This is a genomic window from Aeromonas sp. R5-3 (assembly GCF_040908225.1).
Classification (GTDB): Bacteria; Pseudomonadota; Gammaproteobacteria; order Enterobacterales; family Aeromonadaceae; genus Aeromonas; species Aeromonas dhakensis.
In genome coordinates, this window is the sequence record NZ_JBFODH010000002.1 from 117,676 (window position 1) to 140,306 (window position 22,631).

The window sequence follows — 22,631 nt, forward strand, 5'->3', positions numbered from 1 at the left end:
AAAACGGCTTTTTTTCGCGCCGAAGCGGGGGCGGCGAAAGCGCCGCTCAAAAGGGCAGCACGCCCTGGCGCGCGCGATCGTTTTCCCCCGGCCAGGGGGCCATCTCCTGCCCCAGCAGGCGGGCCACCTGACGGGCCAGTTCGGGGGCCTGGGCGTTGTCTGCAGTATGTATAAAGATGTAGAGATCTTTTCCCTCCGCCAACCACTGACGCCAGTGAGGGAGCCAGCCTGGCAGGAAGGGGTGGTTGTCCTCGGGATGTGGCAGGCCGATGAGCCGCACCACGGGGGCGTTGGCGGTGGCCAGCAGGTGCACCGGCAGCCTCGGCTTCTTGCCCTGGGCATCGCTCATGGCCGCCGAGGTGGCGGGCACCGAGAAGAGCGGCCGGCTGTCGAGCATGATGCGGTTGATGCCTCTCTCCATCAACAGCCGGTTCAACTGCCGCTCCGCCTCGCCCTTGGCGAAGAAATCGGGGTGGCGCACCTCGAGGGCATAGTTAAATTGTGTCGGCAGCCGTTCGAAGAAGGCCGCCAGGCGAGGAAGACCGTCGGGTCCGAAGCGGGCGGGCAGCTGCAGCTTGAGCAGCCCCAGCTTGTCATGCAGGGGGGTCAGCAGGCGGATAAAGTCGCTCACTTGTTTGTCGGCGCTCACCAGATCGCTCTGGTGACTGATGGTTTGCGGAAACTTGAAGCTGAAACGAAAGCTAGCTGGCACCGCATCGGCCCAGCGCCGGACCGTATCGGGGGTCGGCGAGGCGTAGAAGGTGGTATTGCCTTCCACCGTGTTGAAGACCCGGGCATAGTGGGCGAGGTGCTCGGCGGGCTTGGCACCCACCCCCAGCAAGTGACCGGGCCAGGCCGGGTGCGACCATTGTGGCAGGCCCAAAAAGAGGCTCATGAGGGATCCTGTCTGCGGGTTTGTCTCGATTTTCCCCTTTTTTTGCCCCGGGATGTAAAAAACAGGGCAAAGGAGGCTGCTGGCCATTTTACCCAAATGGGGGTTTTCCTCTATAATGCCAGCCCTTTTGTTTGCCAATTTGTTGTGACTCACGCCGCTGTACGCATATTGTGACGACGGCAGCGGCCATGATGCGGCCAAACAACAATCGCTTGCCGATGCCCTCCGCCCGACAACCCGGCCGCTTGTCAGCCGCCTCTGGTCGAGCCGATATCGGCGGCAGGTGTCCGATCCCGGCGGTCGGACGGTACGAGACAGATTTCAAACCGGGCAAGAAGCAGGATCTGGCCAGCTGTGAGACAGACGGTGCTTGCCAGTCGTGCCCGGCGACCCAGGTTAACCGTCTCTCTACAATTTCGAAGGAAGAAGTCCATGCGCTCTATCTATTGCGGACAGGTCAATGAGGCCCATGCAGGGCAGACCATTACATTGTGCGGTTGGGTCCATCGTCGTCGCGATCTGGGCGGCCTCATCTTTATCGACATGCGTGACCGCGAGGGCATCGTCCAGGTGTTCTTCGATCCGGACAAACCGGACGCCTTCGCCCTGGCCTCCGAACTGCGCGGCGAGTTCTGCATTCAGGTCTCCGGCGTGGTGCGCACCCGTCCCGACTCCCAGCGCAACAGCGACATGGCCACCGGCGCCATTGAGGTGTTCGCCCACGAGCTCACCATCATCAACCGTGCCGAGCCGCTGCCGCTGGACTTCAACCAGGTCAACAGCGAAGAGGTGAGCCTCAAGTATCGCTACCTGGATCTGCGTCGCCCCGAGATGGCCAAGTACCTGAAGACCCGCGCCAAGGCCAGTGCCTTCGTGCGCCGCTTCATGGACGAGCACGGCTTCCTCGACATCGAGACCCCGATGCTGACCAAGGCCACCCCGGAAGGGGCCCGTGACTACCTGGTGCCGAGCCGCGTGCACAAGGGCAAGTTCTACGCTCTGCCGCAGTCCCCGCAGCTGTTCAAGCAGCTGCTGATGATGTCCGGCTTCGACCGTTACTACCAGATCGTCAAGTGCTTCCGTGACGAAGACCTGCGTGCCGACCGCCAGCCGGAATTCACCCAGATCGACGTGGAGACCTCCTTCATGACCGCGCCGCAGGTGCGTGAAATCATGGAAGAGATGATCCGCAAACTGTGGCTGCACATCCTGAACGTGGATCTGGGCGACTTCCCGATCATGACCTTCGACGAAGCCATGCGCCGCTACGGCTCCGACAAGCCGGACCTGCGTCTGCCGATGGAGCTGGTGGATGTGGCTGATCTGCTGACCGCGGTCGAGTTCGCCGTGTTCGCCGGCCCCGCCAACGATCCGAAAGGCCGCGTGGCTGCCCTGAAAGTACCAGGCGGCGCCGAGCTCTCTCGCAAGCAGATCGACGAGTACACCAAGTTTGTCGGCATCTATGGTGCCAAGGGCCTGGCCTGGATGAAGGTCAACGAAGCGGCCAACGGTATCGAAGGCGTGCAGTCCCCGGTGGCCAAGTTCCTCTCCGACGCCATCGTGCGCGAGATCCTGGCCCGTACCGGCGCAGCTGACGGCGACATCATCTTCTTCGGCGCCGACTCCAAGAAAGTGGTGTGCGATGCCATGGGCGCCCTGCGCCTGAAAGTGGGCCGCGATCTGGGCCTGCTGGAGAACAGCTGGAAGCCGCTGTGGGTCATCGACTTCCCGATGTTCGAGGAAGATGGCGAAGGCGGTCTGGCCGCCATGCACCACCCGTTCACTGCGCCGAGCGGCCTGAGCCCGGAGCAGCTGAAAGCCAACCCGGTAGGCGCTTACGCCAACGCCTACGACATGGTGATCAACGGCTACGAAGTGGGTGGCGGTTCAGTGCGTATCCACAACAGCGAGATGCAGTCCACCGTGTTCGACATCCTGGGGATCACCCCGGCCGAGCAGCGCCTGAAGTTCGGCTTCCTGCTGGATGCCCTCAAATACGGTACCCCGCCGCACGCCGGCCTGGCCTTCGGCCTGGACCGTCTCAGCATGCTGCTGACCGGTACCGAGAACATTCGGGACGTGATTGCCTTCCCGAAAACCACGGCGGCCGCCTGTCTGATGACCGACGCCCCCAGTTTTGCCAACCCGACCCAGCTGGGCGAGCTGGCGATTGCGACCACCGTCAAGGGTGACGAATAAGCCTTTAACGGCAACCAGGGCCGCAGCAATGCGGCCTTTCCCGTTTCCCCGGGTAGTCGCAACCTGTGTTACTGAAATTTCAAACTATAACGGAGAGTCCCTATGGCAGGTCACAGTAAATGGGCCAACATCAAACACCGCAAGGCGGCGCAAGACGCCAAGCGCGGCAAGATCTTCACCAAGCTGATCCGCGAAATCACCACCTCCGCGCGTCTCGGTGATGCCGACCCGGCCAACAACCCGCGCCTGCGTGCGGCGGTGGCGGCGGCCCTGACCAGCAACATGACCCGTGACACCATCAACCGTGCCATCGCCCGTGGGGCCGGCGGTGGTGACGGCGAGCAGCTCGAAACCATCGTCTACGAAGGTTACGGCCCGGCCGGCTCCGCCGTCATGGTGGAGTGCCTGACCGACAACCGCAACCGCACCGTGGCCGAAGTGCGTCACGCCTTCAGCAAGTGCGGCGGCAACCTGGGTACCGATGGCTCCGTGGCCTACCTGTTCACCAAGAAGGGTGTACTGACCTTCGTGGGCGCCGATGAAGATGCCCTGATGGACGCCGCTCTGGAAGCCGGTGCCGACGACGTGGTGACCGAAGAAGATGGCACCATCGAGGTGTACACCACCCCGAACGACTTCGGCACCGTGCTGGACGGTCTGGAAGCCGCCGGGTTCAAGCCCGAGAGCGCCGAAGTGACCATGATCCCCTCCACCGAAGCGGAGCTGGATGCCGAGACCGCGCCCAAGCTGATGCGCCTCATCGACATGCTGGAAGATCTGGACGACGTGCAGGAGGTGTACCACAACGGTTCCATCTCCGACGAAGTTGCCGCCACCCTGTAATCAGGTCGGCAGTACTCCTCGAAACGGCAGCCTTGGCTGCCGTTTTTTTTCATCCGTATAACCCGCATCGACCCGCCCTTCGGCCAGAACAGGCCCCGCCTTAATTCTCCCTTAAGTTTGGCTTTCTACCCTGCCTGCGTCCCGGGGCCCTCGCGCCCACGGCCGGTCTGCACCTCGGGAAGAGGGCGCCGGCGCGGAAGATCCAAAGAGGGGCTGTTGCCAAGCCCCCTGTCTTGTCTGGTTTGTCGGAGTATCGTTATGCGTATCACCTTGGGTGTGATGAAGGTGAATCTGTTGTTGGTGCTGCTGTTTGCACTGCTCTTCAACTGGCCCATTTTCCTCCACTTCTACACCATTCTTACCAAGCTGGAACACGTCAAGGCGGGCTTCGTCGTCTCGATCCCCTTCGTGCTGCTGGCCGCGCTCAATGCGGTGTTCCTGCCCTTTACCTTTCGCTATCTGCTCAAGCCCTTCTTCGTGATGCTGATCCTGATGGGATCCGTGGTCAGCTACGCCATGCTGAAATACGGGGTCATCTTCGACGTGAGCATGGTGCAGAACATCGTCGAGACCAACAGCGGGGAGGCAGCCTCCTACCTCAATGGTTCCGTGTTGCTCTGGTTCGCGCTGACCGGCCTGCTGCCGGCCTTGGCCCTGCTGTGGGTGAAGATTGACTATCCCCGTCCCTGGTACAAGGGGCTGGGCCTGCGGCTCGGCTCCATCGCCCTCTCCTTGCTGCTTCTGGTGGGGGTGGCCGCCCTCTATTACCAGGATTACGCCTCGGTCGGGCGCAACAACAAGTCCCTCGGCAAGGAGATAGTGCCCGCCAACTATGTGCACGGCCTCTATCGTTACGCCACCGACATCCTGTTCGCCACCCCGATCCCGTATCAGCAGCTGGGCACGGACGCCAGGGTGGTGGGGCAGGGCAGCAAGCCGACCCTGATGTTCCTGGTGGTGGGGGAGACGGCGCGCAGCCAGAACTACTCCCTCAACGGTTACGGCAAGGCCACCAACAGCTTCACCGCGAGAGAAGCGGGCATGGTCTCGTTTCGCAACGTGCGCTCCTGCGGCACCGCCACCGCGGTCTCGGTGCCCTGCATGTTCTCCAACCTGACGCGACGCGGCTATGACGACACCCTGGCCCAGTCCCGCGACGGCATGCTGGATGTGCTGCAGCACGCCGGCGTCTCCGTGCTGTGGAAGGAGAACGACGGCGGCTGCAAGGGGGTGTGCAAGAACGTGCCCACCATCGAGATCGAGGCCAAGGATTTTCCCCAGTACTGCCAGAAGGGATCCTGCTACGACGAGGTGATGCTGGAGGGGCTGGATCGGCAGATCGCACAGATGAAGGGCAACAAGCTGGTGGCCTTCCACCTGATGGGCAGCCACGGCCCGACCTACTATCGCCGCTATCCCGCCAGTGAACGGACCTTCGTGCCGGACTGCCCGCGCAGCGACATCGAAAACTGCACCAATGAAGAGCTGGTCAACACCTACGACAATACCATCCGCTACACCGACAAGGTGGTGGCCCGTCTCATCGACAAGCTCAAGACTCTGGAGCAGGATTACAACGTGGGGCTGGTCTATCTGTCGGATCACGGCGAATCCCTCGGAGCCATGGGGCTCTACCTGCACGGCACCCCCTACAAGTTCGCGCCGGACGATCAGACCAGGGTGCCGCTGATGACCTGGTTCTCCCCCCAGTTGCAGGCCGACCGCAAGCTGGACCTGGATTGTCTGCAGCAGGAGGCGGCCGGCAAGCGCTTCTCCCACGACAACCTGTTCCACTCTATGCTCGGGATCATGGATGTGCAGACCCAGGTCTACAACGGCGCGCTGGATCTGTTCAAGCCGTGCCGGGCGGGGTGAATGGGCCAAAACGGTTGAGCGGCACGACAACCTGTTGCCCCGCGCCATGTTGGGGATCATGGATGTGCAGACCCAGGTCTACAACGGCGCGCTGGATCTGTTCAAGCCGTGCCGGGCGGGGTGAATGGGCCAGAAAGGTTGAGCGGCACGACAACCTGTTGCCCCGCGCCATGCTAGGGATCATGGATGTGCAGACTCAGGTCTATAACGGTGCGCTGGATCTGTTCAAGCCGTGCCGGGCGGTGTGAACCGGCGAAAGCGACCAATAAAAAAACGGCAGCCACTGGCTGCCGTTGTTGTTTCGCAAGGCCTCGGCCCTACTTCTGCTCCATGATGATCTGCAGCAGGTCTCCCTCCAGCAGGGCCCGCTTCACCAGGGCGAAACCACCGACGGTGGGCTGATTCTGGAAGCGTGCCTTCACGATGGGCAGGCCACGGTGGAAGCTCGGCAGCGACTGGTGCTCCACGCAGCGGCGGATGGCCGGGAACAGGATCTCTTCGGCGGCGGTGATTTCGCCGGCGATCAGCACCTTCTGCGGGTTGAACAGGTTGACCGTGATGGCCACCGCCCGTCCCAGATGCTCACCCACGTTCTCGATCACGCTGCGGGCCAGCTCGTCACCGGCCATGGCCGCCTTGCACACCTCCTGGATGGTGATGTGCTTCTCCTGCAGCGAGCTCAGGTGGCCGCGGCTGATGAGCTCCTTCACCTTGTCGACGATGGCCTCGTTGGAGGCGATGGTCTCCAGGCAGCCGAAGTTGCCGCAGTGGCAGCGCTTGCCGAGCGGCTCGACCTGGATGTGGCCGATCTCGCCGACGTTGCGGTTCTGACCGAGGAACACCTTGCCCTTGGTGATGATGCCAGAACCCGCCCCCTGATGGACGCTCACCAGAATGGAGTCCATGCAGTCGCGGGACTCGCCGAAGAAGTGTTCGGCCAGTGCCAGCGAGCGGGTGTCGTTACCCACGTAGCAGGGCAGGTTGAAGTGGTTTTCCAACAGCTTGGCCAGCGCCAGATTGCGGATCTGGTACTTGGGGGTGTAGATGACCATGCCCGATTCCGGATTGACCAGGCCCGGCATGGTCAGCGCTATGCTGATGAGGTTGCGGCTGCGATCCTGCTGGGAGTCGATGAAGGCACCGATCTCCCGCAGCAGCATGTCGACCACCGGTTGTTGCTCGATCTCGGTCACCTGGGTGACATGCTGGTCGAGCTCCTTGCCGTCGAGATCATAGAGACTCAGCTGCAGGTAACCGCGACCCAGCTTGGCGGACACAAACTGGAAGCGATGCTTGATGGTGGTCAGGGAGATGGCGCGCCGTCCACCGGTGGAGGCTTGCGGCGAGGTCTCCTTGATCAGGCCATGCTCGATCAGTTGCCGGGTGATCTTGGTCACGCTGGCCGGGGCCAGCTGACTCAACTCGGCAATTTTGACCCGCGAGATGGGCCCCTGCAGGTCGATGAGCCGATACACGGCTGCACTGTTGACCTGCTTGATAAGATCTACGTTTGCTATTTGTCCGCCAGTCATAGTGTCACTGTGTTGTGTAGTGTCCGTTAACCACGGTCCCGCAGACCGTGAAGGCCTGATCAAAGACAGTCAGGTTGGCTATTTTTCCGACCTGGATACTACCGAGACGTGAGTCCCATCCAATGGCGCGTGCAGGGTAAAGGGTGGCCATTCTCAGTGCTTCATCGAGCGGTAATCCGACCTGTTTGACCAGATTTTCCACCCCCTCGATCATGGTGAGGGCAGAGCCGCCGAGTGTACCATTCTCGTCGACGCACTGACCATCGCGGAAATAGACGGTTGCGCCACAAAAATCAAACTTCTCAAAGCCTTCCGGTGCCCCTGCCGGCGCGGTCGCGTCGGTGACCAGCACCAGCCGTTCCCCCAGCATCTTGTGCGCGAGGCGCACGTTGGCCCAGTGCACGTGATGGCCGTCGACGATGACGCCGGCGTAGACATCCTTGCGATCATAGATGGCACCCACCACGCCCGGCTCGCGGCCGTTCAGGGTCGGGGTCATGGCGTTGTAGAGGTGGGTGGCGAAGCGAATGCCGCTGTCGAACCCGGCCATCGCCTGGTCATAGTTGGCGGCGGTGTGGCCGGCGGAGACCAGAATACCGGCCTCCACCAGGCGGCGGATGTGCTCGGGCTTGTTGCGCTCCGGCGCCAGAGTGATCTTGGCGATGGCATCCGCGTTGGCGCAGAAGAAGTCGATCATCTCGTCGGCGGGCTGGCGGATCTGCTCGGCCGGGTGGATCCCCTTGCGCTTGAGGTTGGTGTAGGGGCCTTCCAGGTGCACGCCAAGGACTTCGTTGGGGTGTGCCGCCATGTAGTCGCGGGTGACGGCGACGGCCTGCTTCATGTCCGCATCCGGACTGGTGATCAGGGTCGGCAGGAAGCTGGTGGTACCGGATTTCAGATTGGCGGCCTGCATGGTCGCCAGGGTCTCGGTGGTGATGTGGCCGTTGAACATGACGCCGCCGCAGCCGTTGAGCTGCACGTCGATGAAGCCGGGGCTGAGGTTGGCACCCTTGAGGTCAATCTGTTCGATGCCGGCTGGCAGTTCGGCCTGATGGGAGATGGCGACAATCTGGTCGCCCTCGATCACCACCCCGTAACCGGTCAGCACGCAGCTGCCGGTGTAGAGGGTGCAGTTGGTCAATGCGTACATGGTGACTCCTTACAGACGGCCGATGTTGGCGGCTTCGAGCTGCTGGAAGTAGCGTACCGTCTTGACCTTGAGCTCCATGGTGGAGGGCTCGTCACACACCATCATTCCCTTCGGATGCAGCTGCAGGGTGGAGATGGTCCACATGTGGTTGACGCTGCCTTCCACCGCGGCCTGCAGGGCCTGCGCCTTGCCGTGACCGGTCACCAGGATCATGATCTCCTCGGCATCCATCAAGGTGCCGACGCCCACGGTCAGCGCCAGCTTGGGCACCTGCTCCATGTCGCCGCCAAAGAAGCGGGAGTTGGCGATGCGGGTGTCTTCGGTCAGGGTCTTGACCCGGGTGCGGGAGGCCAGGGATGAGGCCGGCTCGTTGAATGCGATGTGGCCGTCGTTGCCGACTCCGCCCATGAACAGGTGGATCTTGCCGTAGGACTTGATTTTGTCTTCGTAGCGCTTGCACTCGGCCACCAGATCCGGCGCGTTGCCGTTGAGGATGTTGATGTTCTCGGGGCGAATGTCGATGTGGCTGAAGAAGTTGTTGTGCATGAAGCTGTGGTAGCTCTCGGGGTGGTCTTCCGGCAGGCCGACGTACTCGTCCATGTTGAAGGTGACCACGTTCTGGAAGCTCACCTCACCGGCTTTATGCAGTTCAATCAGGCGCTTGTAGGTGTTGAGCGGAGTGCCGCCAGTGGGCAGGCCCAGTACGAAGGGGCGATCGGCAGTGGGTTTGAACGCATTGATACGGTCAACGATGTAACGGGCGGACCACAGCCCCACTTGGCTGGCAGATTTCAACGGGATCAGGCGCATTGTAGATACCTCTGTACGGGTTGCGGCCGGGATGTCGGCGGCAAGAAGAGCGGGACGGATTTAAGTTGTTTTATAGCGTAAATAAAGATTGCGAACTAAGCCACATCTATCCGCCACCTTTATCTCGTTTGGGTGATAATGATCACGATTACAGGTTTATTAATTTGCGCAGCGAAATAAAAGCCCTAGACTGCCAATCAAGCCTTGATGGCTTATGCGTCAAACGTGATAAGCACTTAATTTCTAGAAAAACATTAACTAAGGAGAGGAACCGTGAACATTCTCGGTTATTTGCAAAAGATCGGCCGGGCCCTGATGGTGCCGGTAGCGGTATTGCCTGCCGCCGCGATCCTGATGGGGGTTGGCTACTGGATTGACCCGAATGGTTGGGGTGGTGACAGTGCGCTGGCCGCCTTTCTGATCAAGGCGGGTTCCGCCATCATCGACAAGATGGCCATCCTGTTCGCCGTGGGTGTTGCCTATGGCATGTCCAAAGACAAAGACGGTTCTGCCGCGCTGGCCGGTCTGGTCGGTTATCTGGTGGTGACCACCTTGCTGAGCCCGGGCGCGGTATCACAAATCCAGCAGATCCCGCTGGACCAAGTGCCTGCTGCGTTTGGCAAGATTGAGAACCAGTTCATCGGTATCTTGACCGGTGTGATCGCGGCCGAGCTCTACAACCGCTTCAGCAGTGTGGAACTGCACAAGGCGCTGGCCTTCTTCTCCGGCCGTCGTTTGGTGCCGATTGTGACCTCCGTGGTGATGATCGTGGTCGCCTTCGTCCTGATGGCCGTCTGGCCGGTCATTTACGGTGGTCTGGTGAGCTTTGGTGAATCCATCGTCAACCTGGGTTCCACCGGCGCCGGTATCTACGCCTTCTTCAACCGTCTGCTGATCCCGATTGGTCTGCACCACGCCCTGAACTCCGTGTTCTGGTTCGACGTGGCCGGCATCAACGACATCCCGAACTTCCTGGGCGGTCAATCCTCCATCGACGCCGGCAAGGCTGTCGTGGGTGTGACCGGCATGTATCAGGCCGGCTTCTTCCCCATCATGATGTTCGGTCTGCCGGGCGCCGCACTGGCCATCTACCACTCTGCCAAGAAAGAGAACAAGGACAAGGTTGCGTCCATCATGATCGCCGCCGCCTTTGCCTCCTTCTTCACCGGGGTGACCGAGCCGCTCGAGTTCTCCTTCATGTTCGTGGCGCCGGTACTGTACGTCATCCACGCGTTCCTGACCGGTATCTCCGTGTTCATCGCCGCCTCCATGCACTGGATGGCTGGTTTCGGCTTCAGTGCTGGCCTGGTGGATATGGTGCTCTCCAGCCGCAACCCCCTGGCGACCAACTGGTACATGCTGATCCCGCAGGGTCTGGTGTTCTTCGGCCTCTACTACGTGGTCTTCCGCGCAGTCATTGCCAAACTGGGTCTGAAAACCCCGGGTCGTGAAGATGACGAAGCGGTACCGGCACAGGCTCAAACCACTGACCGCACCGAGCTGGCCAAGCAATACCTGGAAGTGTTGGGCGGCCAGGAGAACCTGGTGACCATCGATGCCTGCATCACCCGTCTGCGTCTGACCCTGAAAGATCGCAGCATCGTTGACGAGCGCAAGCTCAAAGCCCTGGGCGCGGCCGGTGTGGTCAAGCTCGGTGAGCAGAACCTGCAGGTGATTCTGGGCCCATTGGCCGAAATCATTGCCGGTGAGATGAAGGCCCTGCGTTAATCGGGCGCCAAGCTCGCCTCAAGTCTAAGTCCATTGTTGACATAACTAAGGGCCCCGCCTCGGGGCCCAATATAAAAAAGCCAAGAAAATCCAACCTTTACTTCAAATGAGAGCAGCAGTTATGAACTTGAAACATTCTCTGTTAGCCATTGCCATGTCTACCGTTTTCGCCGGTCCGGCACTTGCAGCCGATGCCGCCAAGCAAGCCGTGGTCGACGCCCTCGCCAACAACCTCGTCGTCAAGTACGAAGTCGTCACCAACGACGGTGCCGGCGCCGGCCTCGACTGCCAGGCGCTGGGCTCCGAGTGGGCGAGCTGCGGCGTTGCCAAGCTGCACCTGACCAACACCGGTGCTGACGTCACCTCCAAAGACTGGAGCATCTATGTCTCCTCCATCCGTCGCATCCAGCGGGTGGACAACGACCAGTTCACCATCACCCACCTGACCGGCGACCTTTATCGTTTGACGCCGACCGAGAAGTTCCAGGGCTTTGCCAAGGATGCCACGGTCGAAGTGCCGCTGGTGGTGGAGTACTGGGTATTGTTCGAATCTGACATCATGCCGAACTGGTATGTCGCCAGCGAAGGGGCCGAGCCGAAAGTGCTGACCAGCATGAGCAACATCGACGATGCCACCACCTACGAGAAGCCGATGCCGGCCGACGGCTGGAAGCGCACCAAGGATGACAACAACATCCTGATGAACAGCGAAACCCGTTTCGCCGCCAACCAGACCAGCAGCTTGCTGCCGGCTGGCAAGGTCGACAACCAGATCCTGCCGACCCCGATGAAGCAGGTAGTGAAAGCCGGCCCGCAGGTCGACTTCTCCACCATCAAGCTCAATGCCCTCGACCTGCCGAGCGATCGCGCCGAAGCCCTGAAGGCTCAACTGACCAAGCTGGGTGTTACCCTCTCCGACACCGGCTACCCAGTGACCATCAAGCTCGGCAGCAAGCTCAAGCAGACCGAAGGCTACGACATGACCATCGGCAAGAAGGGTACCGTCATTCAGGGGCACGACATCGAAGGTGCCTTCTGGGGTGCCCAGTCCCTGATTTCCCTCTTGGGAGTCAACGACAAGCTGGTGAGCCAGATGCACGTCGAGGATGCCCCGCGCTTTGAATACCGCGGCATGCAGACCGACGTGGCCCGTCACTTCAGAAGCCCCGAGACCCTGAAGAAGCTGGTGGATCAGATGTCCGCCATGAAGCTCAACGTGCTGCACCTTGGCCTGACCAACGATGAAGGCTGGCGTCTGGAGATCCCGGGCCTGCCGGAGCTGACCGACGTCGGCAGCCAGCGTTGCCACGACGAGTCCGAAACCAAGTGCCTGATGCCGCAGCTGGGCTCAGGCCCGACCAGCGACAACCAGGGTTCCGGTTTCTACAGCAAGGCCGACTACATCGACCTGGTGCGCTATGCCAAGGCCCGCGGCGTGACCGTGATCCCCGAGATCAACATGCCGGCCCACGCCCGTGCCGCCGTGGTCTCCATGGAAGCGCGCTACAAGCGCCTGATGGCTGAAGGTAAAGAGGCCGAGGCGAACCAGTTCCGTCTGACCGACCCGGCCGATACCTCCAACGTCACCTCGGTGCAGTTCTACGACAAGATGTCCTTCATCAACCCCTGCCAGCCGGGCGCCGCCACCTTTGTGGCCAAGGTGATGGACGAAGTGGCCCAGATGCACCAGGCCGCCGGTCAACCGCTGACTGCCTGGCACTACGGTGGTGACGAGGCGAAGAACATCATGCAGGGCGGTGGTTACCAGGATCCTGCCGTCACCAAGAAAGAAGATCTGGTGGCCTGGAAGGGCAACGTCGACTCCAGCAAGCAGGACAAGCCGTTCGGCAAGTCCCCCATGTGCCAGAAGATGGTGGATGAGGGCAAGATCAAGGACGTGGCCGAGCTGCCGGTCTACTTCGCCAAGGAAGTGAGCGAGATGGTCAAGGGCCATGGCTTCTCCACCCTGCAGGCGTGGGAAGATGGTCTCAAGTACGCCACGGATGCCAGCGTGTTCGCCACCGACAAGACCCGGGTCAACTTCTGGGAAACCCTCTACTGGGGTGGCTTCAACGAAGCGATGAAGTGGGCGCACAAGGGCTATGAGGTGGTGCTCTCCAACCCGGATTACCTCTACTTCGACTTCCCGAACGAGGTACACCCGGCCGAGCGCGGCTACTACTGGGCCACCCGCTTCAACGACACCCGCAAGGTGTTTGCCTTCGCCCCGGAAAACCTGCCGCAGAACGCCGAGACCTCGGTTGACCGCGACGGCAACGCCTTCGTGGCCAAGGGTGACCAGGATCCGGTCAAGTTCAAGGGGATCTCCGGTCAGCAGTGGAGTGAAACCGTGCGTACCGACGCGCAATACGAGTACATGGTCTACCCGCGTATCTTCTCCATGGCCGAGCGTGCCTGGCACAAGGGCGGCTTCGAGCTGGACTACGTGAAGAACCGCGAGTTCTCCGGTACCACCAAGTTCGTCAACAAGGCCACCCTGAACAAGGAGTGGAACCAGTTCGCCAACGTGCTGGGTCAGCGCGTGCTGCCGAAACTGGACCAGGCCGGGGTGGAATACCGCCTCTCCGTACCGGGTGCCAAGGTGGTGAACGGCGTGCTGGAAGCGAACGTGGATCTGCCGGGTCTGCCCATCCAGTACAGCCTGGATGGCAAGAGCTGGAGCGCCTACGACGCTGCCGCCAAGCCGACCGTGGATGGCAAGGTCTACCTGCGTACCACCAGCTTCGATGGCAAGCGCACCAGCCGCGTCACCGAGCTGAACTGATAGTCCTCAATCCATAACGCAAGGTGGGTCGCAAGACCCGCCTTTCCCAAGGACGATGGCCATCGGGCTTGGGAAAGGTTGACTGTGCGTGTGAGCCTTTGTTGTGTGTGTATTGTCTGTTTTTGTTTTTCATCACCTTGAACCCCGCCTCGTGCGGGGTCTTTTTTTCGCCAGTCAGTCAAACCGGCCACCAGTGCGGGGCGTTTTGCGGCGCCAGTACCCCGAAACGGGCAAATTCAGGTTGAGACAGGGCGCGTAATGAGGGATCATATCCGGCTTGACGGCGGGGGGATGAGGGTGCCAGCCGGCACAACTTCCGCCAGTGACGCATTTTTGAGGTGAGCCATGAGTCAGGCGAACAGCCCAACTAACTTTATTCGTCAGATCATTGATGAAGATCTGGCCAGCGGTAAGCACAAGAGCGTGCATACCCGTTTTCCGCCCGAGCCGAACGGTTATCTCCATATCGGTCACGCCAAGTCCATCTGCCTGAACTTCGGCATCGCCCGCGACTACCAGGGCCAGTGCAACCTGCGCTTCGACGACACCAACCCGGTGAAGGAAGATATCGAGTACGTTGAGTCCATCAAGCAGGACGTGCAGTGGCTCGGCTTCCAGTGGAACGGCGAGATCTGCTACTCCTCCGACTATTTCGACAAGCTGCACGGCTATGCCATCGAGCTCATCGAGAAGGGGCTGGCCTACGTGGACGAGCTCTCTGCCGAGCAGATGCGCGAATACCGCGGTACCCTGACCGCGCCGGGCAAAAACAGCCCGTTCCGCGATCGCAGCGTGGAAGAGAACCTGGCCCTGTTCGAGAAGATGAAGAACGGTGAGTTTGCCGAAGGCACCGCCTGCCTGCGTGCCAAGATCGACATGGCTTCCCCTTTCATGGTGATGCGTGACCCCGTCATCTATCGCATCAAGTTTGCCCACCACCACCAGACCGGTGACAAGTGGTGCATCTACCCGATGTATGACTTCACTCACTGCATCTCGGACGCCCTGGAAGGGATCACCCACTCCATCTGTACGCTGGAGTTCCAGGACAACCGTCGCCTGTACGACTGGGTGCTGGACAACATCACCATCGACTGCCACCCGCGTCAGTACGAGTTCTCTCGTCTGAACCTCGAATACACCGTCATGTCCAAGCGCAAGCTGAACCTGCTGGTGACTGAGAAGCACGTGGACGGTTGGGACGATCCGCGCATGCTGACCGTCTCCGGCCTGCGCCGCCGCGGCTACACCTCGGCCTCCATCCGCGAGTTCTGCAAGCGCATCGGCGTCACCAAGCAGGACAACATCGTCGAGATGAGCATGCTGGAAGCCTGCATCCGCGAAGATCTCAACGAGAATGCCCCGCGTGCCATGGCCGTGCTGCATCCGGTCAAGGTGGTCATCGAGAACCTGGCCGCCGATGAAGTGCTGACTGCCCCGGCGCACCCGAGCAATGCCGAGATGGGTACCCGCACGCTTCCCTTCACCCGCGAGATCCTCATCGATGAAGCGGACTTCAAAGAAGAAGCCAACAAGCAGTTCAAGCGTCTGGTACTGGGCAAGGAAGTGCGCCTGCGCAACGCCTATGTCATCAAGGCTGAGCGGGTCGAGAAGGATGCTGACGGCAAGGTCACCTGCATCTACTGCTCTTACGATCCCGAGACCTTGGGCAAGGATCCGGCGGACGGCCGCAAGGTGAAAGGGGTGATCCACTGGGTCAGCGCCACTCACTCCCTGCCGGCCGAAGTGCGCCTCTACGACCGCCTGTTCAAGGTGCCGAACCCGGGTGCCGAAGAGGACTTCGAAGCGGCCCTGAACCCGGAATCCCTGGTGATCATCGAGGGTGCCCGCGTGGAAGCTTCCCTCAAGGATGCCAAGCCGGAGCAGGCTTACCAGTTCGAGCGTGAAGGGTATTTCTGCGCCGACAACAAGCTCTCCAGCCCGGAGCACCTGGTGTTCAACCGCACCGTGGCCCTGCGCGACGTGTGGGGCAAGGCCGAGGCCTGATGAAGGAGGGCAGGGGAGGCCCTGCCCTTTCTTGTCCGGAATATAGGCATAAAAAAGCCAGCATCATGCTGGCTTTTTTATTGCGCGGGTTCTGCCAATCAATCGTCGTGCTTGCAGTCGCCGGCGGCGCAGTGGCCATAGAGATAGAGGCTGTGATTGGTCAGACGGATGTTGTGCTTCTTGGCGATCTCGGTCTGGCGCTGCTCGATCACCTCGTCGGAGAACTCGATCACCTTGCCGCAGTCGAGGCAGACCAGGTGGTCGTGGTGTTCCTGGGTGGCCAGCTCGAACACCGACTTGCCCCCTTCGAAGTGGTGACGGGTGACGATACCGGCATCATCAAACTGGTTGAGAACGCGGTAGACGGTAGCGAGACCAATCTCTTCACCCTGGTCGATCAGTCGTTTGTACAGATCTTCCGCACTGGTGTGCTGGCAGTCCGGCTGTTGCAGGATTTCCAGGATCTTGACACGGGGCAAGGTGATCTTGAGCCCGGCCTTTTTTAACGCTTGGTTGTTGTCTGCCATTTCTATTTATTCGCATTCTCGAAGGTGTGGTTATTCTGATTGACTGCCGCTGTAATGGCAACCACGAACTCGCTTGGCCTGTCATTATAGGTCGTAGCTCACCTAAAAATAAACCCAGTAATTCAAGGGCTTTAGCGCGATCGACCGCTTATCCACGAATTGTGCGGATTGTGACGGCGGCTTGCTCACCCGCCGAATGTTGATAAAATGTAACCTTCTTCACTCTGGTCGGATGAGATCCATGGATTGGCTTTTTGACAACGCGGCCTGGGTGCGCCGCGCCCTCAACGCCTGGCCCCCCTTCTGGGGCGCGGGCATCAAGATAGAGACATTGAGCGATGATTTTCGCTTCTGCCGGGTCACCCTCAAGTCCCGCTGGTGGAACAAGAATGCCAACCGCACCCAGTTTGGCGGCAGCATGTTTGCGATGACGGATCCCATCTATCCACTGATGCTGATGGGTTATTTCAAGAACCGCTACTACGTCTGGGACAAGGCGGGCAGCATCAACTACATCAAGCCGGGCAAGGGCAAGCTGGTGGCCGAATTCAACCTGACCGACGGCAAGCTGGCCGCCATAGTCGCGGCGACCGAAGGGGGAGACAAGCACTTCCCCGAGTTCGAGGTGACGGTACAGGATGGCCAGGGCGAGCTGGTGGCCCAGGTCAAGCGCACCCTCTATGTGCGGGCCAAGCCCGAACACAGGGGCGGCGAGAGCGCATGACCAGAAAACAACAAGGGCCCCGCGGGGCCCTTGTTGTCAGAGGTGCTGGCAAGCGTGGATCACTCCAGCTCGGCCAGGCACATCTCTTCATGCAGCTGTTTGCACCAGCCCTTGACGCGCTCGGCAGTCATCTCGGGTTGGCGATCTTCGTCGATGCCCAGACCCACGAAGTGCTTGTCGTCCACCAGCGCCTTGGAGGCTTCGAACTCGTAACCTGCGGTCGGCCAGTGGCCGATGACGATGGCGCCTTTGGCTTCGACGATGTCACGCAGGGTGCCCATGGCGTCGAGGAAGTACTCGGCATAATCTTCCTGATCGCCGCATCCGAAGATGGCGACCAGCTTGTTGGTGAAGTCGATCTCTTCCAGCTCGGGGAAGAAGTCGTCCCAGTCGGCCTGGGCTTCGCCATAGTACCAAGTCGGGATACCGAACATCAGCAGATCGAAGCTGTCGATGTCGGCCTTGCTGCTCTTGGCAATGTCACGGACTTCAATCAGTTGTTTGCCCAGTTCTTTCTGGATCATCTTGGCGACAGCTTCGGTATTACCGGTATCGCTGCCGAAAAACAGACCTACACTAGCCATAGTGTTTAGTTACCCGTATCTGGTGTTAATGCTTAACGGTCAGATTGCGATGCCTGCTGCATGTGCAGACTCAATCTGTTGCTTCAGGATAGATTGGATCAGCTCGGCTCGGCTGACGTTCTGTTGTAACGCAAGTTGGTTCAGGCGCTCCAGCAATTCGGCCTCCACCTTTAACTCTACCCGCTTCAGGCCGTTCTCTCGATCGCGCTTGAGCTGGTTGCGCTTGTTGATCTTGAGCTGGGTCTCGCGGGGGAGTGGGTTGGTCTTTGGCCTGCCGGGGCGCTTCTCGTTTGCGAACAGATCCAGTGTTGTTCGATCAGTTTGCTGTTTGGCCATACATCACAGATGGAAATAAGTTAGCCGATGCCTGAGCCTTCCCAGCCCAGTTCGATCAGCCCCTTGGCGACAAAACCTGCACAACCCAGGAAGAGTACCAACCAGACGATGAATCGGCCGAAACGGGGCACATTGCCACGTTTGAGCACGTCCTGAATGGCCAGGCCAATCAATACGAAAATGGCCACAAAGAATAACTTCAGGCCCAGACTCTCGATCAGGTCGATATGTTCACTTAGCATGGATTGCGCACACTCCTTATGACGGGCGCACTATATCACAAAGGATTTGAAACTGTTAACCGCCTGTCGACAGGAAATCCACAACCAGCTTGTTGAACAAAACCGGCTTTTCCGCGTGCAGCCAGTGACCGGTGCCGGCGATGACCCGGGCCTTGGCGGCGGGAAATTGGGCCATCACCGTCTCGGTATGCGCGGGCAGCATGTAGTCGGAATCCCCCCCCTTGATGAAGAGCGTAGGCCCGTCGAAACGGCTCTGTGGATCGGGCCAGCCCATGATGTTGGCGTAGTTGCGCTCAAGGGCCGGCACGTTGAAACGCCAGCCCCAACCCGACTCCCCCTTGGCGAAGGACTTGAGCAGGAACTGGCGCACGCCGGCGATCTCGACATGCTCGGCCAGGATGGCTTCCGCCTCGCCGCGGCTTTGCGGAGCGTGTTCGAGCGTGGCATTGAGGCCGGCAAACACGTTCTGGTGGCGGGCGTGAGGGTAGGCGACCGGCGCTATGTCGGCCACTACCAGCCTGGCGACGCGGGCTGGTGCCTGCTTGGCAACCTGCATGGCCACCTTGCCCCCCATGGAGTGGCCCACGAGCGCCACCTGTTCAAGCCCCAGCTGATCGAGCAGGGCGAGCAGATCGGCTGCCTGGGCCGGGTAGCTCATCTCGTCGGAGTGAAAGGAGGCGCCGTGGTTGCGCAGATCGACGCTGATGACCCGGTATTGTTCGCTCAGCGGGCGTGCCAGCAGGCCCAGGTTGTCCAGGCTGCCGAACAGCCCGTGGATCAGCACGACGGGTTGGCCCTGGCCCTGCTCCTTGAAGTTCAATAATGGGTTTTGTTGCAAAATGACACCTTGTCGGTCGTGAGTACGTTGCTCGCCATGATTTAACGCACTGGAAAGAAAAGGATTTCACTCATCACGGAGCAAAAAAGTGTGGTTTTTTTCCTAAAAAAAGCCAGCCAGATCGGCTATCAGTGCGACGGATCACACACTTGGGCCGCTATTATGCCGTATTCTCGATGAGATTCATGCACATCTGTCCGCCCCTTGCTTGGGCTGCCGGGTTTGCCTATGTATAATCGCCGCATCCGAATTTCGACGAGTCCAGCGCATCCCTATGAAAACCATCGAGCTTGATGACGATCTCTACTTCTATATCGCCAGCCAGACCCGGCACATCGGTGAGAGTGCCTCCGATATCCTGCGCCGCCTGCTGGAACAGCCCGCCCGCCAGGCCTCGCCGGTCGCAGCAGAGGTGACGGCGGCTCCCTCGCCCACCGTGGCCGACGCCATGGGGCTGGAAACGCTGCTCGATTCCGGCGAGCTGCAAAAAGAAGAGAAATCCATCAACCGCTTCATGCAGGTGCTCAGTACCCTCTACCGGGATGATCCGGTCGGGTTTACCCAGGCCACCGAAATCAAGGGGCGCAAGCGCGTCTATTTCTCGCGGGATCCCGATGCCCTGCGCGCCAGCGGCAGCACCACCAAGCCCAAGCAGGTGCCACAAACCCCGTTCTGGGTGATCACCAACACCAACACCAGTCGCAAACAGAACATGGTGGCCCAGCTGATGGCCAGCATGGGGTATGGCGACGAGGTGATTGCCCGGGTGTGCGGCGCAATCTAACGGTTCATCAGACTCTGGCCTTGCCGGGCAAGGCCGCCATCAAGCAAGGACAACGCCATGGCACAGCATTCCCACGCCGGTCAGCCGGCCCGTTTGAGCGACCTGACCAACATCCCCCGTCTGGTCAGCGCCTACTACCTCAACAAGCCGGACATGAGTCGTCCCGAGCAGCGGGTTGCCTTCGGCACCTCCGGCCACCGCGGCAGCGCCCTGCACAATGCCTTCACCGAATCCCACATCCTGGCGGTGACCCAGGCACTGGTGGAGTATCGCCAGCAGGCCGGCATCACGGGCCCGCTGTTTGTCGGCATGGATACCCATGCCCTCTCTGAATCCGCCTTTGCCAGTGCGGTGGAAGTGTTGGCGGCCAACGGCGTCGAGACCCGCATTCAGGCCGGCCTCGGCTTCACGCCGACCCCGGTCATCTCTCACGCCATCCTGCGCCACAATGCCAGCAAGCCTGCCGCGCGCGCCGACGGCGTGGTGATCACCCCGTCCCACAACCCGCCGGAAGACGGTGGCTTCAAGTACAACCCGCCCCACGGCGGCCCCGCCGAAGGGGAGATCACCAAGTGGGTGGAGGATCGTGCCAACGCGATTCTGGAAGCGGGTCTGGCCGGCGTGAAGCGGATGCCGTTCGCCGAGGCCCTCAAGAGCCCGTTTGTGGCCCTGCACGACTACGTCACTCCCTATGTGGATGACCTGAAGAACGTGCTGGACATGGATGCCATCAAGAACGCGGGCATCAAGATCGGTGTCGATCCGCTGGGTGGCTCCGGCGTCGCCTACTGGGACGTCATCGCCAAGACCTATGGTCTGAACATCGAGGTGGTGAACTACAAGGTCGACCCGACCTTCTCCTTCATGACCCTGGATAAAGACGGCAAGATCCGGATGGACTGCTCCAGCCCGTTCGCCATGGCCAGCCTGATTGCCCTCAAGGACAAGTTCGACATCGCCCTTGGCAACGACCCCGACTACGACCGTCACGGCATCGTCACCAAGTCGGGCCTGATGAACCCGAACCACTATCTGGCGGTGGCGATCCAGTATCTGTTTACCCACCGCACCGGCTGGTCTGCCGATGCAGCCGTCGGCAAGACGCTGGTCTCCTCTTCCATGATCGACCGGGTTGCCGGCGAGATTGGCCGCACCCTCAAAGAGGTGCCGGTCGGCTTCAAGTGGTTCGTGGATGGCCTCTACAGCGGTGAGTTCGGCTTTGGCGGCGAGGAGAGCGCGGGCGCCTCCTTCCTGTGCAAAGACGGCACCGTTTGGACCACCGACAAGGATGGCTTCATCCTGGCGCTGCTGGCAGCGGAAATTCTGGCGGTGACCGGCAAGGATCCGCAGGCTCACTACGATGCACTGGAAGCCAAGTTTGGTCGCTCCAGCTACCGCCGCATCGACGCCCCGGCCAACAGCGCCCAGAAAGCGGTGCTCTCCAAGCTGGATCCGGCGCTGGTGGAAGCCTCCACCCTGGCTGGTGAGCCCATCGTCGCCAAGCTGACCAAGGCGCCGGGCAACGATGCCGCCATCGGCGGCCTCAAGGTGGTGACCGAGAACGGCTGGTTCGCGGCGCGCCCCTCCGGCACCGAGTCCATCTACAAGATCTACATGGAGAGCTTCAAGGGCGAGGCGCACCTGGACCTCATCCAGCAGGAAGCCCAGCAGATCGTCTCCGCCGCTCTGGCCAAGGCCGGTGTCTGAGTTCGACTCATCCCCCGCGGAATGTGAAAGAGGAGCCTTGATGGCTCCTCTTTTTTATTGTGCTTTTTGTATTGTCCTTGAGCCGGCTTACGGCTTGCCGCACTGGCCGGTGCACGCCCGGCGGGCCTGCCAGCGCTTGAAGAAGGGGCGGGCCGGCAGCTTCATCAGAAACAGTGAGGCCAGGATCACCCCGATACCGAGCCATTGGCGAACATCCAGCGTCTCGCCCACCATCAGCACGCCACAAGAGACCGCCACCATGGGGTTGGTGAGGGCCAGCATGCCCATCACCTCCGGGCCGTGGCGCTTGAGCCCCCACAGCCAGGCCCAGTAGGCCAGCGCCGTGTTGAGCAGGATCAGCCAGAGCAGGCCGGGGGCGCTTGCCGGCTGCGGCAGCGGCATGGGGCCGGCCAGCCACCAGGCGAGCGGGATCAGCATCAGGCCACCCAGCAGCAGCTGCCAGGCGGTCAGCGCCAGCAGATCGCTGACCGGCCAGTGGCGCATCCAGCGGCTGGACTGGCCGATGAGCAGGGTGGCCAGCAGGGCGCAGGTCACGCCGACAGGATCCAGATTGGCGGAAGGGTTGAGCAGCAGCAAGACCCCGCCCAGTCCCATCAGGCCCAGCAACAGCCATTTCAGGGATGGCCTGACGCCATCCTGCAACCAGGCCAGCAACATCAAGACCAGCGGCAGGGTGGCACCCAAGGTGCCCGCCACGGCCCCGGGCAGTCGGAAGGCGGCCACGAACAGCAGGGCGAAGAAGGCGGCGATGTTGCAAAACGCCAGCAGGCTCTGCTTGCCCCAGGACAGGGGGGGCAGGCGCGGGTGCACCAGCAACAGGAGCAGGCCGGCTGGCAACGCCCGCCATACCGCCACCCAGTAGGGGGAGTAGTCGGTCAGGTAGAGGCTGACGACGACATAGGTGCTGCCCCAGAGCAGGGGGGCCAGCAGGGCGATCAGCATGGGCATGTGTTTGTCTCTTTATAAAGTATCTTTAAGTAAAGATAAATTAGCCTCAAATTGGTTTACCATCAAGTATCTCGATAAAAAGATAAGTGGCCGAAG

At 60.8% G+C, this 22,631-nt stretch carries 19 protein-coding genes; 9 read left to right on the forward strand and 10 right to left on the reverse strand.

What is annotated here, in order from left to right; all coding sequences use genetic code 11:
• Positions 1 to 46 precede the first annotated feature (46 nt).
• The gene (locus tag AB5Y95_RS00545) at positions 47 to 895 is read right to left on the reverse strand and encodes a DUF72 domain-containing protein (protein ID WP_139752838.1); all 849 of its coding nucleotides are present in this window, start codon (positions 893 to 895) and stop codon (positions 47 to 49) included.
• Between the two features lie 432 nt (positions 896 to 1,327).
• Between AB5Y95_RS00545 and aspS the strand changes: the two genes are divergently transcribed.
• From aspS to AB5Y95_RS00560, 3 genes are all read left to right on the forward strand, one after another.
• Positions 1,328 to 3,094, forward strand: coding sequence for an aspartate--tRNA ligase (gene aspS, locus AB5Y95_RS00550; RefSeq protein ID WP_042007131.1), 1,767 nt, complete (start codon positions 1,328 to 1,330; stop codon positions 3,092 to 3,094).
• 102 nt (positions 3,095 to 3,196) lie between these two features.
• A complete protein-coding gene (locus AB5Y95_RS00555; protein ID WP_005299136.1) occupies positions 3,197 to 3,937 on the forward strand; it encodes a YebC/PmpR family DNA-binding transcriptional regulator in 741 nt (246 codons plus the stop codon).
• Positions 3,938 to 4,195: 258 nt separating this feature from the next.
• Positions 4,196 to 5,812, forward strand: a complete 1,617-nt coding sequence (locus AB5Y95_RS00560; RefSeq protein ID WP_368159313.1) for a phosphoethanolamine transferase — start codon at positions 4,196 to 4,198, stop codon at positions 5,810 to 5,812.
• Positions 5,813 to 6,129: 317 nt separating this feature from the next.
• Here the strand turns inward: AB5Y95_RS00560 and AB5Y95_RS00565 are convergent, their stop codons facing one another.
• From AB5Y95_RS00565 to nagB, 3 genes are read right to left on the reverse strand one after another with little or no spacing between them, the layout of a single operon-like run.
• On the reverse strand, positions 6,130 to 7,344 hold the full coding sequence (locus AB5Y95_RS00565) for an ROK family protein (protein ID WP_010634486.1): 1,215 nt from the start codon (positions 7,342 to 7,344) through the stop codon (positions 6,130 to 6,132).
• A 4-nt stretch (positions 7,345 to 7,348) separates the two neighbouring features.
• A complete protein-coding gene (nagA, locus tag AB5Y95_RS00570; protein WP_126882171.1) occupies positions 7,349 to 8,494 on the reverse strand; it encodes an N-acetylglucosamine-6-phosphate deacetylase in 1,146 nt (381 codons plus the stop codon).
• A gap of 9 nt (positions 8,495 to 8,503) precedes the next feature.
• Complete coding sequence (nagB, locus tag AB5Y95_RS00575) at positions 8,504 to 9,304, reverse strand: glucosamine-6-phosphate deaminase (protein WP_017766092.1); 801 nt, start codon at positions 9,302 to 9,304, stop codon at positions 8,504 to 8,506.
• 273 nt (positions 9,305 to 9,577) lie between these two features.
• Between nagB and nagE the strand changes: the two genes are divergently transcribed.
• The 3 genes from nagE (at position 9,578) to glnS (ending at position 15,824) form a co-directional block, all read left to right on the forward strand.
• Positions 9,578 to 11,032, forward strand: coding sequence for an N-acetylglucosamine-specific PTS transporter subunit IIBC (gene nagE, locus AB5Y95_RS00580; protein WP_017786560.1), 1,455 nt, complete (start codon positions 9,578 to 9,580; stop codon positions 11,030 to 11,032).
• 121 nt (positions 11,033 to 11,153) lie between these two features.
• Positions 11,154 to 13,817: a beta-N-acetylhexosaminidase gene (locus AB5Y95_RS00585; protein ID WP_368159314.1), complete on the forward strand. Its 2,664-nt coding sequence runs from the start codon at positions 11,154 to 11,156 to the stop codon at positions 13,815 to 13,817.
• A gap of 345 nt (positions 13,818 to 14,162) precedes the next feature.
• Positions 14,163 to 15,824, forward strand: coding sequence for a glutamine--tRNA ligase (gene glnS, locus AB5Y95_RS00590; protein WP_368159315.1), 1,662 nt, complete (start codon positions 14,163 to 14,165; stop codon positions 15,822 to 15,824).
• A 98-nt stretch (positions 15,825 to 15,922) separates the two neighbouring features.
• Here the strand turns inward: glnS and fur are convergent, their stop codons facing one another.
• Positions 15,923 to 16,351, reverse strand: coding sequence for a ferric iron uptake transcriptional regulator (fur, locus tag AB5Y95_RS00595; protein WP_005299160.1), 429 nt, complete (start codon positions 16,349 to 16,351; stop codon positions 15,923 to 15,925).
• Between the two features lie 241 nt (positions 16,352 to 16,592).
• Between fur and AB5Y95_RS00600 the strand changes: the two genes are divergently transcribed.
• A complete protein-coding gene (locus tag AB5Y95_RS00600; RefSeq protein WP_005299162.1) occupies positions 16,593 to 17,075 on the forward strand; it encodes a DUF4442 domain-containing protein in 483 nt (160 codons plus the stop codon).
• A 59-nt stretch (positions 17,076 to 17,134) separates the two neighbouring features.
• Here the strand turns inward: AB5Y95_RS00600 and fldA are convergent, their stop codons facing one another.
• The 4 genes from fldA to AB5Y95_RS00620 are packed head-to-tail and all read right to left on the reverse strand — an operon-like array spanning position 17,135 to position 19,057.
• Positions 17,135 to 17,659, reverse strand: coding sequence for a flavodoxin FldA (fldA, locus tag AB5Y95_RS00605; RefSeq protein ID WP_005299167.1), 525 nt, complete (start codon positions 17,657 to 17,659; stop codon positions 17,135 to 17,137).
• Positions 17,660 to 17,698: 39 nt separating this feature from the next.
• The gene (ybfE, locus tag AB5Y95_RS00610; protein WP_005299169.1) at positions 17,699 to 17,995 is read right to left on the reverse strand and encodes a LexA regulated protein; all 297 of its coding nucleotides are present in this window, start codon (positions 17,993 to 17,995) and stop codon (positions 17,699 to 17,701) included.
• A 20-nt stretch (positions 17,996 to 18,015) separates the two neighbouring features.
• Positions 18,016 to 18,237 carry a DUF2788 domain-containing protein gene (locus AB5Y95_RS00615; RefSeq protein WP_005299172.1) on the reverse strand — a complete coding sequence of 74 codons (222 nt, stop codon included), beginning with the start codon at positions 18,235 to 18,237 and terminating at the stop codon, positions 18,016 to 18,018.
• Positions 18,238 to 18,292: 55 nt separating this feature from the next.
• Positions 18,293 to 19,057: an alpha/beta fold hydrolase gene (locus tag AB5Y95_RS00620; RefSeq protein ID WP_368159413.1), complete on the reverse strand. Its 765-nt coding sequence runs from the start codon at positions 19,055 to 19,057 to the stop codon at positions 18,293 to 18,295.
• Positions 19,058 to 19,349: 292 nt separating this feature from the next.
• On the opposite strand from AB5Y95_RS00620, the gene seqA reads away from it, so the two are divergent.
• Both seqA and pgm read left to right on the forward strand, forming a co-directional pair.
• Positions 19,350 to 19,859, forward strand: a complete 510-nt coding sequence (gene seqA / locus AB5Y95_RS00625) for a replication initiation negative regulator SeqA (RefSeq protein ID WP_005299178.1) — start codon at positions 19,350 to 19,352, stop codon at positions 19,857 to 19,859.
• Positions 19,860 to 19,916: 57 nt separating this feature from the next.
• The gene (pgm, locus tag AB5Y95_RS00630; protein WP_368159316.1) at positions 19,917 to 21,566 is read left to right on the forward strand and encodes a phosphoglucomutase (alpha-D-glucose-1,6-bisphosphate-dependent); all 1,650 of its coding nucleotides are present in this window, start codon (positions 19,917 to 19,919) and stop codon (positions 21,564 to 21,566) included.
• Positions 21,567 to 21,653: 87 nt separating this feature from the next.
• On the opposite strand, the gene AB5Y95_RS00635 is transcribed toward pgm, so the two are convergent.
• Positions 21,654 to 22,535, reverse strand: coding sequence for a DMT family transporter (locus tag AB5Y95_RS00635; RefSeq protein ID WP_117403887.1), 882 nt, complete (start codon positions 22,533 to 22,535; stop codon positions 21,654 to 21,656).
• Positions 22,536 to 22,631: the final 96 nt, after the last annotated feature.